Source organism: Sphingomonas sp. (genome assembly GCF_026460985.1).
Classification (GTDB): Bacteria; Pseudomonadota; Alphaproteobacteria; order Sphingomonadales; family Sphingomonadaceae; genus Sphingomonas.
Genome location: NZ_JAPKNM010000080.1, coordinates 1 through 15466, shown reverse-complemented (window position 1 = coordinate 15466; position 15466 = coordinate 1). Strand labels below are relative to the sequence as shown.

The 15466-nt window shown below is 67.3% G+C and carries 14 protein-coding genes and 2 tRNA genes; 11 read left to right on the top strand and 5 right to left on the bottom strand.

Annotated elements, in window-relative coordinates; all coding sequences use genetic code 11:
• Nucleotides 1–27 precede the first annotated feature (27 nt).
• The 6 genes from MT490_RS13415 to MT490_RS13390 all read left to right on the top strand — a co-directional run bounded on the left by MT490_RS13415 (nucleotide 28) and on the right by MT490_RS13390 (nucleotide 5182).
• The gene (locus MT490_RS13415; RefSeq protein WP_297388514.1) at nucleotides 28–1488 is read left to right on the top strand and encodes a surface lipoprotein assembly modifier; all 1461 of its coding nucleotides are present in this window, start codon (nucleotides 28–30) and stop codon (nucleotides 1486–1488) included.
• Entirely contained in the window at nucleotides 1478–2305 is an 828-nt protein-coding gene (locus MT490_RS13410; RefSeq protein ID WP_297388512.1) for an energy transducer TonB, read from the top strand. The genes MT490_RS13415 and MT490_RS13410 overlap by 11 nt, the downstream gene beginning before the upstream one ends.
• A 29-nt stretch (nucleotides 2306–2334) precedes the next feature.
• Nucleotides 2335–2946, top strand: a complete 612-nt coding sequence (locus tag MT490_RS13405) for a biliverdin-producing heme oxygenase (protein WP_297388509.1) — start codon at nucleotides 2335–2337, stop codon at nucleotides 2944–2946.
• Nucleotides 2927–3340 (top strand): YbaN family protein, encoded by a 414-nt coding sequence (locus MT490_RS13400; protein ID WP_297388508.1) that lies wholly within the window; start codon nucleotides 2927–2929, stop codon nucleotides 3338–3340. Before MT490_RS13405 ends, MT490_RS13400 begins: the two co-directional genes overlap by 20 nt.
• A 122-nt stretch (nucleotides 3341–3462) precedes the next feature.
• A complete protein-coding gene (locus MT490_RS13395; RefSeq protein ID WP_297388506.1) occupies nucleotides 3463–3846 on the top strand; it encodes a YciI family protein in 384 nt (127 codons plus the stop codon).
• Between the two features lie 85 nt (nucleotides 3847–3931).
• Nucleotides 3932–5182 (top strand): sigma-70 family RNA polymerase sigma factor, encoded by a 1251-nt coding sequence (locus MT490_RS13390; RefSeq protein WP_297388503.1) that lies wholly within the window; start codon nucleotides 3932–3934, stop codon nucleotides 5180–5182.
• A 12-nt stretch (nucleotides 5183–5194) separates the two neighbouring features.
• Here MT490_RS13390 and MT490_RS13385 read toward each other — a convergent pair whose 3' ends face one another.
• Genes MT490_RS13385 through MT490_RS13375 form a run of 3 tightly spaced genes read right to left on the bottom strand, consistent with a single transcriptional unit; the run spans nucleotide 5195 to nucleotide 8810 of the window.
• Nucleotides 5195–5749 (bottom strand): molybdenum cofactor guanylyltransferase, encoded by a 555-nt coding sequence (locus MT490_RS13385; protein ID WP_297388500.1) that lies wholly within the window; start codon nucleotides 5747–5749, stop codon nucleotides 5195–5197.
• The gene (fdhD, locus tag MT490_RS13380; RefSeq protein WP_297388567.1) at nucleotides 5746–6492 is read right to left on the bottom strand and encodes a formate dehydrogenase accessory sulfurtransferase FdhD; all 747 of its coding nucleotides are present in this window, start codon (nucleotides 6490–6492) and stop codon (nucleotides 5746–5748) included. Before fdhD ends, MT490_RS13385 begins: the two co-directional genes overlap by 4 nt.
• A 29-nt stretch (nucleotides 6493–6521) precedes the next feature.
• A complete protein-coding gene (locus MT490_RS13375) occupies nucleotides 6522–8810 on the bottom strand; it encodes an FdhF/YdeP family oxidoreductase (RefSeq protein WP_297388498.1) in 2289 nt (762 codons plus the stop codon).
• A 234-nt stretch (nucleotides 8811–9044) separates the two neighbouring features.
• Between MT490_RS13375 and MT490_RS13370 the strand changes: the two genes are divergently transcribed.
• Complete coding sequence (locus MT490_RS13370) at nucleotides 9045–9869, top strand: sulfurtransferase/chromate resistance protein (protein ID WP_297388496.1); 825 nt, start codon at nucleotides 9045–9047, stop codon at nucleotides 9867–9869.
• Nucleotides 9866–11269 (top strand): chromate efflux transporter, encoded by a 1404-nt coding sequence (chrA, locus tag MT490_RS13365; RefSeq protein WP_297388493.1) that lies wholly within the window; start codon nucleotides 9866–9868, stop codon nucleotides 11267–11269. Before MT490_RS13370 ends, chrA begins: the two co-directional genes overlap by 4 nt.
• Nucleotides 11270–11284: 15 nt before the next feature.
• Here chrA and MT490_RS13360 read toward each other — a convergent pair.
• A tRNA-Arg gene (locus MT490_RS13360) sits at nucleotides 11285–11361 on the bottom strand.
• Between the two features lie 59 nt (nucleotides 11362–11420).
• Here MT490_RS13360 and MT490_RS13355 point away from each other — a divergent pair.
• The 3 genes from MT490_RS13355 (at nucleotide 11421) to MT490_RS13345 (ending at nucleotide 15143) form a co-directional block, all read left to right on the top strand.
• Complete coding sequence (locus MT490_RS13355) at nucleotides 11421–12170, top strand: queuosine precursor transporter (RefSeq protein ID WP_297388490.1); 750 nt, start codon at nucleotides 11421–11423, stop codon at nucleotides 12168–12170.
• 96 nt (nucleotides 12171–12266) lie between these two features.
• Entirely contained in the window at nucleotides 12267–13094 is an 828-nt protein-coding gene (locus MT490_RS13350) for an alpha/beta hydrolase (RefSeq protein WP_297388488.1), read from the top strand.
• 681 nt (nucleotides 13095–13775) lie between these two features.
• Nucleotides 13776–15143, top strand: a complete 1368-nt coding sequence (locus MT490_RS13345; protein WP_297388485.1) for a DUF6161 domain-containing protein — start codon at nucleotides 13776–13778, stop codon at nucleotides 15141–15143.
• A gap of 98 nt (nucleotides 15144–15241) precedes the next feature.
• Here MT490_RS13345 and MT490_RS13340 read toward each other — a convergent pair.
• Nucleotides 15242–15313: transfer RNA gene (locus MT490_RS13340), tRNA-Cys, on the bottom strand.
• Nucleotides 15314–15466 lie beyond the last annotated feature (153 nt).

Genomic DNA, 15466 nt, shown 5'->3' with positions numbered 1-15466 from the left:
TCCCCCCGTCCACGCCGCGAGCTCGGGATGCTGCTCGTGGCCAGCGCACTGTCCACCGCTTCGGCCGCCGCTGCCCAGAGCACGGGCGGAGAAGATACGCGGCTTCGCCTCAGCCAGGGGATCGACCGCCAGCCGGCCGAGGCGGAACGAAAGCTGCTCGAAGCCGCCGACTTGCCCGCCCCGTCGACCATCGAGATCGACGGCCAGACCTACACCGTCAGCAACAACGCCAGTGACATGGGGCAGGCGCTCTACATCTCGGTCGCGCGCAAGCAATGGCCGGATGCGCGCCGCTTCCTCGATGCCTATCGCGGCCTCGGGGACCGCGACCCGATGCTGGTCCTCTATGCCGAAGGCGCGCTCGCCAGACAGGCGGGCGACCTTGCCGTCGCCGAGGCGCGGTACCGTGCGTTGCTTGCCCTGCAGCCGGATTTCCTGCCCGGCCAGCTCGAACTCGCCCGTATCCTCTTCGAGCGCCGCAAGGACGGCGACGCGCTCCGCGCATTCCGCCGGGTGCGGACCCAGGCCGAGACGCAGGGCGACCGGGCGGCCGGCATCCGGCAGACGATCGACCTGTTCACGCAGGCGCTCGACAAGCGCCGCGGCTGGCAGGGGTCGATCGCGATCGGACCCGGCTACAGCAGCAACCTCAACCAATCGTCGGCGAGCTATGCCTGCCTGCTCATGGGCCCCGACGGCGTCTGCCTGATCGATCGCAAGGTGCCCGATCCGATCGAGGCGATGGGCGTTAATTTCGAAGGGACGCTCAGCCGCCGCGTTCCGCTCGGCGGCAATGGCGGGATCCTGGGGCGGGCATTGCTTTATGGCGACGTCTATCCCGGCCATGGCGCCTACAGCCAGGCGACGCTCTCGGCGCAGATCGGCTATGACCACCAGACCGTGAAGGGCGGCTACTCGCTCTCGCCGACCTTCGAGCTTTCCAGTTTCGGGCCCGACATCCTCTACAGCGCCTGGGGCCTGCGGGCGGAGGGGATGGTGGCACCTACGCCGAGCACCGCGCTGCGCCTCGAGGCGAGCCGCAAGGTCTTCGACTATCGCCCGCGCGCCTATCAGGACTATGACGGGGCGCTCACCGAAATCTATCTGACAGGCTGGTACGCCGCCGCGCCCGGGCTGGGCATTTTCGGCGGCTCCGACTTCGCCGACAAGACTGCGGACAGCCGCGCGAACGCCTATCGCCAGCTCGGCTTCCGGTTCGGCCTCAACAAAAGCTTCGGCAAGGCCGCGAGCCTGCTCGCCTTCACCTCGGTTCGCTGGCGCGACTATCGCGGCTTCAGCGATCTTCTCGGAGCAAAGCGCCACGATCGCGACCAGAATTTCGTGGCGATCGCCAGGCTGCCGGCGCTGCGCTTCGCCGGGCTGACCCCCAATATCCTCGTCCAGCACAATAGCGTGAAGAGTAATGTGGACTGGCTCTATTCCTACCGGCGGACAGTTGCGAGCCTGAGGCTGGAACATGCCTTCTAACGCGCTTCTCCAGGCGCATGCGCTTGCGCCGGCAGGCCTTTCGCGGCCGTATAGGGTCATCGAGATCCGGGCGGACGAGGTGCCGCTCGAGCGCAGCGGCTATCGGCAGTCCGCGGCGTGCCGCACTTTCGGCTCGACCGGAACCTTCTGCCTGTTCGGGATCGCGGTCGGCGTCCTGCTGGGGATTCCGCATTCTCCGATCGAGCGCGTCGTGCCGGCCGCGCCACTGGCTGTCACCTTCGAGCTCGCACCCGCGCCATCCGCGCCGCCGGCGCCTCCGGTCGACCTGCCCGCGGGACCGGTGCAGCAGGAGCAGGAGGCTTCGCACGCAGCCGAGACGAAGATGGAGCCCAAGCCAGTCGATATCGTGCTCCCAGAGATGCCGTTGCAATTGCCGGCCGCGGCTCAGACGAAGCAGGCATCGCCCGACACCCGCCCGGTCGAGCGGACGACGGCGCCACCCGCCATGCCTAACCCGGGCGCAACGGTCGCGGCGCGCGTGTCCTCGGCTTCGGCGGAGCGCGCCGCGCTCGCCAATTGGCAGAGCCAGCTTCTCGGCCATCTCAAGGGATATCTGCGCTTTCCGCGCCAGGCGGAGCGCAGCCGGCAGGAGGGCGTGGCGCTCGTCTCGGTGACGGTGGATCGGCAGGGCAAGGTTCTGAATGCCCGTATCGATCGCGGCAGCGGCTATCCGGTGCTCGACGGCGAGGCGCTCGCCACGGTGCGGCGTGGATCACCCGTGCCCGCGCCCACGGCGGACATCCGGGGCGACCCCGTCACCGTGACCATCCCGATCCAGTTCGTGCTCCGGCGATGACGATCTCACCCCGTCCAGGAAGGAAACCCATGTCCACGACCACCATGCTCGATGCGCCGAACGCAGCCGACAGGAGCCGATCCAAGCGGCTCAAGGCGAGCACCCAGGCCGCGCACGAGCGTCTCGACACCCGCATCATGGCCGGCCAACCCTTCCGCGACCGGGAACGTTACGGCCTGTTCCTGAGGGTCCAATACCTGTTCCACCGCGCCATCGATCCGCTCTATCTGATCCCTGCGCTGCAAGCGGTGCTTCCCGATCTCGATGGACGCCGCCGCCTCGCGGCTATCCGGCAGGACCTAGCCGATCTGGAGCAGGGCGTTCCCGATCCGGATGCCGGATCGGCGTTCAAGGACAGGATCGACCTGCCCACCGCCTTCGGCTGGCTCTACGTGGCGGAAGGTTCGAACCTGGGCGCCGCGTTTTTGTTCAAGGCGGCAGCGGCATTGGGGCTCGACGCGGGCTTCGGCGCACGCCACCTTGCGGGGCATCCCGATGGGCGCGCGCAGCATTGGCGTGAATTCACTGCTGCGCTCGATGCGCTCGAACTGGAGCCCGAGGAGGACGCGCGCGTGATTGCCGGTGCGGAAGCTGCGTTTGCCCATGTCCGGGCGTTGGTCGATGCCACCTTCACCCGATAAGCCATCGAACCGGCGCCTGGGCCAGCTGCCGCGATGGCTTTGGCTCGCGCTCGGGTTCCTGTTCGTGGCACTCGGCTTCATCGGCGCGCTGTTGCCGCTGATGCCGACGACCATCTTCCTGATCCTCGCGGCCGCCTGCTTCGCGCGGTCCTCGCCCCGGCTCGAGGCCTGGCTGCTGAACCATCCGCGGTTCGGGCCGACGCTGCGTGCCTGGCGCGAGGATGGGGCGATCGGGCCGCAGGCCAAGTTCATGGCCTGCCTCGGCATGGCGGTCGGCTATGCGCTGTTCTGGTGGGGGGCACGCCCGAGCCTCGCGGCCGATCTGATCGTGGCGCTCGTCCTGGCCGGTTGCGCAGCCTTCATCCTGACCCGCCCGACGCCGGGGCGTACATAGGCCTGAACGGTCCTGCGGTTCGACCGTCGAAAAAATTTGCAGGACGTTGTCGATTCCCGAAAACCTCGTTCGTCGTTCCGATGTCAGGCCGATGAAGGCCGGCGCATATGAGGAGACAGACGATGCGTGTGATGGTGCTGGTGAAGGCGACCGCGGACAGCGAGAGGGGCTTTGTCGGGAGCCCCGAGGAGAAGGCGATGATGGAGGCGATGGGCCGGTTCAACGAGGAACTGGTCAATTCCGGCATTCTGCTCGCCGCCGACGGCCTCAAACCTTCCTCGGAGGGCAAGCGTATCGCGTTCGATGGTCCCGGCCGAACCGTCATCGACGGGCCCTTCGCCGAGACCCGCGAACTGGTCGCCGGCTTCTGGCTTTGGGAAGTCAAGGACATGGCCGAGGCAGTCGCCTGGGTGAAGCGCTGCCCCAATCCCATGCCGGGACCGAGCGAGATCGAGATCCGGCCGCTGTACGAGATGGCTGATCTGGAGCTCGAAGCCGGCGCCTGAGATCCCGGGAATCCTGACTGGCGGCACCTGAGGCTGCCGGGCGCGGGTTGCTTGCCTCGTTCCTCGCTTTGGCCGACAAGGCGGCGTGGCTGCAGGTGAGACGCACCAGGCGATCGAAGCGATCTTCCGCATCGAACGGGCCAGGCTCATCGGAGGCCTGGCCCGCTTGGTGCGCAATGTCGACCGCGCGGAGGAACTGGCGCAGGATGCGCTGGTCATTGCCCTCTCCGAATGGCCCAGGATCGGCGTTCCGACCAATCCCGGCGCCTGGCTGATGACCGCCGCCAAGCGCCGCGCCATCGACGCGGTCCGTCGCGACAAGATGCGCGAGCGCAAGCATGCGGAGATCGCGCGGGAGCAGGACGATACGGTCGACGATAAGGACCCGAGCACGGCCTTGGACGACGATCTCGGCGACGAGCTGCTTGGCCTCATCTTCACGGCCTGCCACCCAATGCTCTCGGCCGACGCTCGCGCGGCGCTCACGCTGCGTATCGTCGGCGGCCTGACGACGGACGAGATCGCCCGTGCCTTCCTGTCGAGCGAGGCGACGATCGCCCAGCGCATCGTCCGCGCGAAGAAGACGATCGGAAAGGCCGGCCTCGGCTTCGAGGTACCGCGCGGCGCCGAGCGCGCGGCACGGCTCGCCTCGGTGCTGGAGGTCCTCTACCTCATCTTCAACGAAGGCTATGCCGCCACGGCGGGCGACGACCTCGTCCGGCCGAACCTGTGTCTCGAGGCGCAGCGGCTGGGCCGCATCCTGGCCGGGCTGATGCCGGAGGATGCCGAACTATTCGGCCTCCTGGCCCTGATGGAGATCCAGGCGTCGCGCCTCCCTGCGCGCACCGGGCTGGACGGCGCGCTCCTGACTCTGACCGAGCAAAATCGTGCGCGCTGGGACCAGCTTCTGATCCGCCGGGGCCTGGAAGCGCTGGCCCGCGCCGAGGCGCTGGGGGGCGACGGTCCTTATGCGCTGCAGGCGGCGCTCGCGGCCTGCCATGCCCGGGCGCTGAGGCCGGCCGATACCGACTGGCCGCAAATCGCGGCGCTCTACGATCGGCTGCGGGCAGTGATGCCTTCGCCGGTGGTCGATCTCAATCGAGCGGTTGCCCACAGCATGGCCTTCGGGCCCGAAACGGGGCTGCGGCTGGTGGACGAGATCGCCGACGCCGCCGCTCTCAGCCACTATGCGCCCTTGCCGGCGGCGAGAGGCGATTTTCTGTTTCGCTCCGGCCGCCTGGCCGAGGCGCGCACCGAATTCGAGGCTGCGGCCAAGCTCACCCGCAACGAGCGGGAAAGGGCTTTTCTTCGGGCCCGCGCGGACGCCTGCGCCTGAGGCGTCGCGCGGTCATGCGGGATCGGTCGAGGAAGCGTGCTCCTGTCGGAGGGCCGTCAGATCATCGAGCGTGTTGATATTGCGCGGCCTGCGGGCGAGCTCGACCGGCGTGGCGCCGGTGGCGCGCACCCAGGCGCGGAGCGATCGGTCGGTGCTCTGCTCCACATGCGCATGCAGCTTCTCCGCGAGAGCGCATGGCCAGAGGCCGATCACCGGCTGATCGGCGACATAGGCGGGTGGGCCGCTCTGCGAGAGCAGCAGGCGAAGGTCCGCAGGCAGGTCCGGGACGTCGCATGGAGCGCTCAGCACGGCGTCGAACCCGGCGTCCCGGCCGTATATCAACGCGGCGCATAGGCCGCCGAGCGGGCCGAGCCCCGCGTGCGGGCGGTCCTCGACCCAGGGCGTCGACGGGTGCGTGCGTCCGCAGATCACAAGGGCGTCGCAGTCGCGTTGCAGCGCTGCCGCGACGTGATCGATCAGCTTCCGCCCGTCGAGCAACGCCTCGGCCTTGTCGCTGCCGAAACGCCGCGACTGGCCGCCGGCGAGGATGGCGCCGAGCACTCTCATGCGACCGGCCTCAACAGCGCGTCGGGGCGGGCGAGCACGCGCAACGCCAGTCCGGCCGCGCGGGCCCGGTCGAGCGCCAGCGCGGTGGGTGCCGAGATCGTCGCGAGCATCGGACAGCCGGACAGCGCGGCCTTCTCGACGAGTTCGTAGGAACAGCGCGAAGTGAGCAGGGCGAAGCCGCCGGCCCAGTCGAGCCCCTCGCGCAGCATCGCACCGATCAGCTTGTCGAACGCATTGTGGCGCCCGACGTCCTCGCGGACGAGCCGGATCGCGCCGTTCATCGTGCAGGCTGCGGCCGCGTGCACCGCGCGTGTGGCGGCACCCAGGGGCTGGGCCTGGTCGAGCTCCCGGAGCGCAGCGAACACCGCTTCGTCCGCGCCGTCCCAGCGTGCGGATCGGGTGGGCAAGGGGCGCAACGCCTGCTCGAGATTCTCGACGCCGCACAAGCCGCAGGACGAATCCGCGGTGCGGTGGCGAACCCGGTCGGACAGCCGCCCGGCCACGCGCGACGATAAGGTCAGCCGCAGCAACATGCCTTGCTCGATTGCGTGGGTTTCGGCGTCGAGCACGTCACGCGCGTCGTCGATCAGGCGCTCGGTGAGTGCGAAGCCGTAGCCGAGATCCAACAGGTTCTCGGGGCTGGCCATCAGCACCGCATAGCCGATCCCGTTGCATTCGATCGCAACGGGCACTTCCTCGGCGATGACGCGCGTCTCCGTGTCGGAGGACGCGTCCGCACCGATCCGCTCGAATGCCAGGGCGAGCGCGGCGTTCAGACGCGGATCCGAACCGGCACCGACTTGGCGGCAGGGACGTGGCTCTGCTCGGCATGGTGCTCGACCGGCATCAGCACGTTCGCCTCGGGATAATAAGCGCCGAGGCAGCCGCGCGGGATGTCGTAGGGGGTGACGATCAGGCCTTCGCGGCGGCGAAGCCTGTTGTCGCCCGCGTCGCTCTCGAGCGCGACGATCTGGCCCTCGGACAGGCCGGTAGCCGCCATGTCCTCGCGGTTGATGAAAAGCACGTCGCGCGTGCCCTTCACGCCGCGGAAGCGATCGTGATAGCCGTAAATGGTGGTGTTGAACTGGTCGTTCGAGCGCAACGTCATCAGCCGGAAGCGCCCGTCCGCGTCGCCGAATCCGGTGGCGCTGAGGCCGCTGGGGACAAGGAACTCGGCCTTCTTGCTCGGCGTCTGCCAGATGCGTTCGGCCGCCTTGTTGCCTTTCCAGAAGCCGCCGGGAGTGAACAGGCGCTTGTTGAAGTCCTTGAAGATCGCCGGATAGGTCGCCTCGATCGCATCGCGGATGCGGCCGTAATCGGCGACCCAGCTGTCCCAGTCCACGCGTGGGTTGGGCGGCAGGATGCGCTTGGCGATCTCGGCGACGATGCGCGGCTCGGAGAGGAGGTGCGGACTGGCGGGCTTCGCCGTGCCGCGCGAGCCGTGGATGCAGCTGGTCGAATCCTCGGTCGACACGGCCTGCAGCCCGCTCGCCTGCACATCCGCCTCGACCCGGCCGAGACAGGGGAGGAGATAGGTAACCCTGCCGGCGAAGAGGTGATTGCGATTGAGCTTCGTCGCGATCTGGACCGAGAGGTCGAGGCTCGGCCAGGCTTCCTCCATCGCCGCGGTCTCGGGCACTGCGCGCAGGAAATTGCCGCCCAGGCTCACCACCGCCTTCACCGACCCGTCGATCACGCCGCGGCAGGTCTCGACGGTATCAAGGCCCTTCTCGGTGGGGGGATCGAAGCCGTAGAGCTCGCGGAGCTTGTCGACCGGGGCGAGTTCGGTCTTCTCGGTGATGCCGATGGTGCGCTGGCCCTGGACGTTCGAATGGCCGCGCACTGGCGTCGGACCCGCGCCGGGCCTGCCGATATTGCCGCGCAGGAGCAGCAGATTGACCACCATGCGGACATTCTCGACGCCCTTCACATGCTGGGTCAGCCCCATGCCGTAGATGGCGAGCACCGCCTTCGATCTGGCATAGACCCGCGCCGCCTGCTCGAGCGCCGATCGCTCGAGCCCGGACTCGCGCTCGATATCGGCCCAATCCGCCGTGCGCGCGGCATCGGCGAACGCTTCGAAATCCTGGGTGTGCTGGGCGATGAATTCATGGTCGAGCACGCGCGGATCGCCGACCGCGAGCGCGGCATCGTCCCATTCGATCACGAACTTGGCGATGCCCAGCATCGCGGCGATGTCGCCGCCCGCCTTGACCTGGTGATATTGCGTCGAGATCTGCGTCTCGCCGCCGGTAAGCATCTCGACCGGGCTCTGCGGATTGGTGAAGCGCTCGAGCCCGCGCTCCCTGAGCGGGTTGAAGGTGATGATCTCCACCCCGCGCTTGCGCGCGGCCCGCAGGTCGTGGAGCATCCGTGGCGCGTTCGACCCGACATTCTGGCCGAAGAAGAAGATTGCGTCGCACTGCTTGAAGTCCTTGAGCTGCGTCGTGCCCACCGGAACGCCGATCGCCGCCTTGAGCCCGACCGAGGTCGATTCGTGGCACATGTTCGAGCTGTCGGGCAGGTTCTGGTTGCCGAACATGCGCGCCATCAGCCCGTACATGTACGATGCCTCGAGGGCGGTGCGTCCGGAGGAATAGAAGGCCACGGAGCGGGGATCGAGCGGGCGGAGCGCCGTGCCGATCGCGTCGAACGCCTCTTCCCAGCTGCAGGCGACGTACTTGTCGCTTGGCGCATCGTAGCGCAGCGGGTGTGTCAGCCGCCCATGCTGTTCGAGGTCATAGTCCTTCCAGCCGCGCAGCTCGGTGAGCGTGTGCCGTTCGAAGAATTCGGGGGTGGTGCGCAGCGTGGTGAGTTCCCAGGCGGTCGCCTTCGCGCCTTCCTCGCAGAATTCGGCGGGATGGTGATCGGCCGGCTTGGGCCAGGCGCAGCTGGCGCACATGAAGCCGTCGGGCTTGTTCTGGCGGGCGAGCTGGAGCAGCGCATCGGGAGTGACGCGCTCGCGCCGCAGGATCTCCGCGAGCGAGCGCATCGAGCCCCAGCCGCCGGCAGGGCCGGCAAAGGGCTTGATCTCGGGCTTGTCCGAACGCTGCTTCGACATGGTACACCCTATTTCGCTTCGCCCGACCGGGCGGAACGGCCTTTCCGCGACAATGGTCCTGGCGGCAACGACTTCAAGCAAAAACCGTGAGGCGGCGCTCGCGAACTCCGACGATTGCGGCCCGTGCCGTTGACACTCGGCGCCGCGGGATGTTTAGTAAGACCATGGGGAAAGCGGTCTCCCCACGAGGCGACAGCCGAAGAATCGCGTCCTGAACATCGCAAAGGACGCTCCATGCCCTCGTTGAACAGTATCGCTTCGGACAAGCTCGTACGGCTGATCGGCACGCCTGGTTCCCCCGTCGTCATCGACGTGCGGCCTGCCCAAGGCCAGCACCTGATCCCGAGCTCCATCCGGATGCCTGCCGACGCTGTCGAGCAATGGGCCAGCAGCTTCGCCGGGGCTGCGGCCGTCATCGTCGACGAAGACGGTGAGACATCGGCTCAAGGCATCTCCGCCTGGCTGCGCAGCGAAGCTGTGGAGGCCGAAGCGCTGGAGGGCGGCTTCGCGGCCTGGCACGCCGCGGGCCTCCCGCTCGTCGCCGCGGACAAGCTCCCGCGCCGCGATGGACAGGGCCGCACGCTCTGGGTGACGCGCGCGCGGCCCAAGGTCGACCGCATCGCGTGCCCCTGGCTGATCCGCCGCTTCGTCGATCCCCAGGCCAGGTTCCTGTTCGTGCCGGCTCCCGATGTGCTGACGGTGGCGAAGGAACTCGGCGCGACGCCCTTCGACGTGGCGCATGACGACGTGTTCTGGAGCCATCGGGGCGAGCGCTGCACCTTCGACCTGATGGTGGACGAGCTGGGCCTCGCCGACTTCCCGGCGATCGACTATCTCGCCTCGATCGTACGCGGCGCCGATACGGCGCGGCCCGATCTCGTGCCCGAGGCGGCGGGGCTGCTCGCAGTGTCGCTGGGGCTGTCGCGGATGTACGCGGACGATCTCGAGCAGCTCGACGCCGGCATGCTCGTCTACGACGCGCTCTATCGCTGGTGCCGGGACGCGCGCGGCGAGACCCATGACTGGACCTCGCACAAGCCGCGCGAAGTGCGGGCATGAGCACGATCGCCGTGGATACGCCGGCTACCGTCCTGCGTCCGCAACCGGTCACGCTCGGCCAGGCCTTCTGGGTGTGGCTGAGGATCGCGATGCTCTCGTTCGGCGGGCCGGCCGGGCAGATCGCGGTGATGCATCGCATCCTCGTGGAGGAGAAGCGCTGGATCGGGGAGCACCGCTTCCTGCACGCGCTCAACTATTGCATGCTCCTGCCCGGGCCGGAGGCGCAGCAGCTCGCCACCTATATCGGCTGGCTGATGCACCGCACCAGGGGCGGCATTGTCGCCGGGGTCCTGTTCGTGCTGCCCGGCATGATCTCGATCATGGCGCTGAGCTGGATCTACGTCCTCTACGGGCGCGTCGGCATCGTCTCTGCGCTGTTCTTCGGGCTGAAGGCGGCCGTCCTCGCGGTCGTACTCCAGGCGGTGGTGCGGATCGGCGGCCGCGCGCTGAAGACGACGGCGTCGCGCTTGCTCGCCGCTTCCGCCTTCATCCTGATCTTCTTCCTCTCGGTTCCCTTCCCGATCATCGTCCTTGCCGCCGGCCTGGTCGGCTGGTGGGCGAGCCGCGCCGGCTCTTCCGCCTTCCAAGACGGCGGGGGACATGGCGCGGCCAAGGGGGCGATCGTCGCCGATGCCGACACGCTGCTCGGCGAGGAGCTCCCGGCCCATGCTCGGCCCGGCTGGCGCGAGACGTTGCGCACGGCGGTGCTGTGGCTCGCCTTGTGGCTACTCCCGGTGCTGGCGCTGGTCGTGGCGCTTGGGCCGGACAATGTCTTCAGCCGGATCGGCACCTTCTTCTCGACCATGGCGGCCGTTACCTTCGGCGGCGCCTATGCGGTGCTCGCCTATGTCGCACAGCAGGCGGTCGAGAATTACGGCTGGCTGAGCCCCAGCGAGATGCTCGACGGCCTCGGCATGGCCGAGACGACGCCGGGGCCGCTGATCATGGTGCTGCAGTTCGTCGGCTTCCTCGGCGCCTATCGCGACGCGGGCGGCCTCGACCCGCTCTGGGCGGGCACGCTCGGCGGCCTGCTCGCGACCTGGGTGACCTTCACGCCGTGCTTCCTCTGGATCTTCCTCGGCGCGCCCTTCATCGAACGGCTGCGCGGCAATGCGGCAGTGTCCGGCGCGCTTTCGGCGATCACCGCGGCCGTGGTCGGCGTGGTGCTCAACCTCGCGGTCTGGTTCGCCCTCCACACGCTCTTCCGGGCGACGGTGCCGGTGGCCGCGGGACCGATACGCTTCGATGCGCCCGTGCCGGCGAGCATCGATCCCTGGGCGCTCGCGCTCGCCGTCGCGGCGGTGGCGGCGGTGTTCGGCCTCCGTGCCGGCGTCATCACGACGCTGCTGGCGACTTCGGCGGCCGGCATCGCCCTCCACCTGCTCGGCCTGATCGGCTGACGCGGCTGCGGAGATTGGCGCGCCCGGTTGGATTCGAACCAACGACCACAGGCTTAGAAGGCATGTGCTCTATCCAGCTGAGCTACGGGCGCGCGCCGAATCGCCTGTGCCACGGATTGCGCGGCAGCGGAACGGGCATCATAAGCACGACATGAGCGAGGGGGTAGGCAGACCGGCGCATGTCGCCGCGCGCGACGTGTCCGGTGGGCATTTCCGTTACTATGACTTCGTGATGGCGGCATTCGTCGCGATCATCCTCCTTTCGAACGTGCTCGGCGCGGGCAAGGTCGCGCAGATCTGGATCCCGGGGCTCGAGCGCTACTGGCCGTTCGGCGCCGGTATCCTGTTCTTCCCCCTGTCCTATGTCATCGGCGACGTGCTGACCGAGGTCTATGGCTATGCCCGCGCCCGCCGGGTGATCTGGGCGGGGACCGCGGCGGTGCTGTTCATGGCGTTCATGTCCTGGGTGGTCGTCGCGCTTCCTCCGGCGCCCGACTGGGGCAACCAGGCGGCTTACGAGACGATCTTCGGCCAGGTGCCGCGGATCGTGTTCGCCTCGGTCTGCGCCTTCTGGGCGGGCGAGTTCGTCAACTCCTACGTCCTGGCGCGGATGAAGCTGTGGACCCGGGGGCGCATGCTCTGGACCCGGACGATCGGCTCGACCTTCGCGGGGCAGGGGGTCGACAGCCTGATCTTCTATCCGCTCGCCTTCCTCGGCGCCGAGGGCTGGACGACCGACCTGGTGATCCAGGTGCTGTTCACGCAATGGGCGCTCAAGGTCGCCTGGGAAGTGCTCCTCACTCCGGCGACCTATGCCGTGGTCGGCTTCCTCAAGCGCCGCGAGGGCGTGGACGTCTTCGACGAGGGGACCGACTTCACCCCCTTCGCCACGAGGGTCTGAAGCGCCCGCGCCGGCGCTGAAACCGTGCAAATTGCGCACTTGCATCTCATTGCGCTTTCGGAACAGTCTCGCCCCCGAAATCGAGAGGAGCGTTCCATGGCTGCCGAGGAAGCGACGTTCGAAAGTGCGGGCGGGATCGAGATATTCTACCGGACATGGCAGCCGGCGGGCGACCCCCGCGCCGTGGTGGTCATCTGCCACGGCGTCAACTCGCATGGCGGGCAGCATGCATGGGCGGCGGAGCAGCTCGTCGCGAGCGGCTATGCCGCCCTCGCCCTCGACCTGCGGGGGCGGGGGCGTTCCCAGGGCGAGCGCTTCTATGTCGAGGACGTCGCCGATTATGTCGCGGACGTCGCGGGCACCATCGCGATCGCCAAGGCACGGTTCCCGGGGCTGAAGGTCTTCCTGCTCGGGCACAGCGCCGGCGGCGTGACCTCGGCCAGCTATGTGCTCGACCATCAGAGCGAGATCAGCGGCTTCATCTGCGAGAGCTTCGCCTTCCAGGTGCCCGCGCCGGGCTTCGCGCTCGCCGCGATCAAGGGGCTCAGCCACATCGCGCCGCGGCTGGGCGTGCTCAAGCTCAAGAACGAGGATTTCTCGCGCGATCCCGCAAAGGTCGCCGAGCTCAACGCCGATCCCTATACGCAGAACGAGACCCAGCCCGCGGCCACCGTCGCCGCCCTGGTCCGCGCCGACGAACGGCTCCGCGAGGAATTCCCGACGGTCACGCTGCCGGTGCTGATCATGCACGGCACCGCCGACAAGGCGACGGTGTGCCAGGGCAGCGAGTTCTTCTACGAAACCACCGGATCGGCGGACAAGACGCTCAAGCTGTACAAGGACCATTATCACGACCTGCTCGCGGATGTGGGCAAGGAGGAAGTGATGGGGGATATCAAGGCGTGGCTGGAGGCGCGGCTCTAGGGCGACGGGTGCCGGGGCGCCGGAGGGCGCGGCTTGGCCGGCCGGTTGACGCTGGTTGACCCTGCTTGACCCGTTCGCGGGTTTTCTGGCGGGATGCGCCGCTGAAGCCGCTACGAGGCGGCGGGGTGGCGCTTGTGACGCGACAGTCGCGCGCCGCGTGCGCGGCGATGGCGCGCCACGCGGGCGACGGTGGCGCGGCGTGCGCGCGACACTTGCGCACCATGAGGCGACAACTGCGCGGCACCCACGCGACATGCGCGCGTCCTGAACGCAGCGCACGCGCGCCGGCAAAGCGCCTCCGGCAACCGGCCGGGCAGGGCGCACGCGGGAAGATCGATCCGACGATGGAAAAGAGCGGCCGGCAACGCCGACCGCCCGAGGCAAGCAGGTGAAATCCTACATTGCAAGGGGTGGGTGGCTGGGTGGCTCGCGATGGCGATTTACGATGGCTAGCTGCCTGTCCGATTTTGAGTCGGCAGCGATGGAAGCAGCCGCGCGCCTCATAGCTGGTTGCGGGTAGTTGAGGCTCGTATCACGGCTGTATCGTATGCCGTGGGCAAACCTTCATTCTCACCCTCGTCGTTAGATCTGCTGACCAGTACTGGACTATGGCTCTATTTTGAGGCGCTGTGCCAATCGTCCAGCATTGCCGCCTCCATCGAGCCACCGAGAGACGAATATATGAGCGAAACCACTTACGTCATTCACTATCGAGTTCTGCCGAACGTCGAGCGGGCGACCCGCCAGACGATGGAGAGCTATCTCCAGCGGGAAGAAGCGGCATGGGCTCCGTTTCTCGAGCATTTGTCTGCACAGCCCGAGCGTGTGCAGTTTCAATACTACCAGCGACAGATCAATGGCAATGAACTGGCGGCTGCGTTCGAGCGCCTGCGGGAGGCGCTTGACGATCCGCAGAAGTTCGCAGCGGTCAATGCTGGGGCGCTTCGTCGGAGGACGGCATCACCGCCGCCCGCTGATTCAATAGAAGGGCAACTGATCCTCGGGTTGTATGCTGCTGGACGGTTCGATGATGGACTAGCCGCCTATGTTCGGTTCATTGTAACGGAGTTTGGTGGTGACCTTCGGGTTCAGGGTGGAGCTGAAGGCGCCTCGTCCTTAAATCAGCGCGGCGAAACGTTGCTCGCAGCGGCGTATGTGTCAGCGGCCCTGCCGTTCCAAAAGCTGACGGCATCGGGCCTCAAGACCGCTCAAGCTAATGCGGCGAAGCAGCTTGCCATGCTCGATTCGACGGTCGGCGAAGCCGAACAGATTAATGCCGACCATAATGCGAAGCTGACAGGCCTTCGTGACCAGATCGCGACGCAAGCCGCAAAGTTGCGCGGCGTTTTCATCCGCGCTGAACGTCGGCGCGGCAGGAACTATCGCGATTGGCGTGGCGGAATCGACGCCGAGGTCGCGCGGCGCTTTGGCGAGGCTCAGGCGCGGATCGAGGCTTTGGACCGGCTGGCGCAGCGCCAGCACCACGCGCGCGAGCAGGCGTTCGAGGAGCTCAAGTCGCTATTTCATACGCAATTGCGGCTTCGCGCGCCTGTAGCGCTCTGGGAGCAGCGTGCCAAGGCGCACCGTGGGCAGGCCGCCGCCGCGCATCGCAACTTCTGGATCGCCACGATCTGCGCGGTGATCGTCGGGATAGGCGTTCCCTATCTGCTCGGAGATTATATCGCCGGCAGCTTTCACGCGCTTCACTGCCTATCCGATCAGCCGAAAAGCTGCGTACGCCAATTCTCGGCGAAAGGTCCACTTACTGTCGCCGGGCTGCTTCTGACCACCTCCCTAATTCTCTGGGTGACGCGGCTGCAGTATCGCATTTTCCTGAGCGAGCGGCATTTGTCGCTGGATGCCGATGAGAAGAAAGCGTTCGCGGAGACTTTCATGGCGTTGAAGGAAGGCGCTTCGGTGGACATCGCCAACGAGACGATCGTGCTCACGTCTCTATTTCGGCCAACGCAGGACGGCATCATCAAGGACGAGGGTGGCGGCTTCGATCTTTCGGCGGCCGCCATTCTCGCCAAGCAGATGGCGAAGTGACCGCGCGTTCACCGTGCATGTTCCATGCGGGGTCGACGCCGTGCATGGATGGGTACGATATTGATGTAAGAACCTATATGGTTTTTTAGGTGCGCAAGAGTCCGGGGCCGGAATCGAACCGGCTCGTGGCGGGTTTGCAGCCCGCTGCGTTCCCATTTCGCCACCCGGACAGGATGGCTTCCGCTGGTGTGACCGGAGGGACTTGCACCCTCTAGAGCGTTTTCCGAGCGACGTGAATCGTTAGGGATTCCCAAGGGCGTAGTTTTCTGATTCACGCTTCCTGCTGGTGAAGGAGGCCGGCGTGGATGGGTCGGATGCTTTCG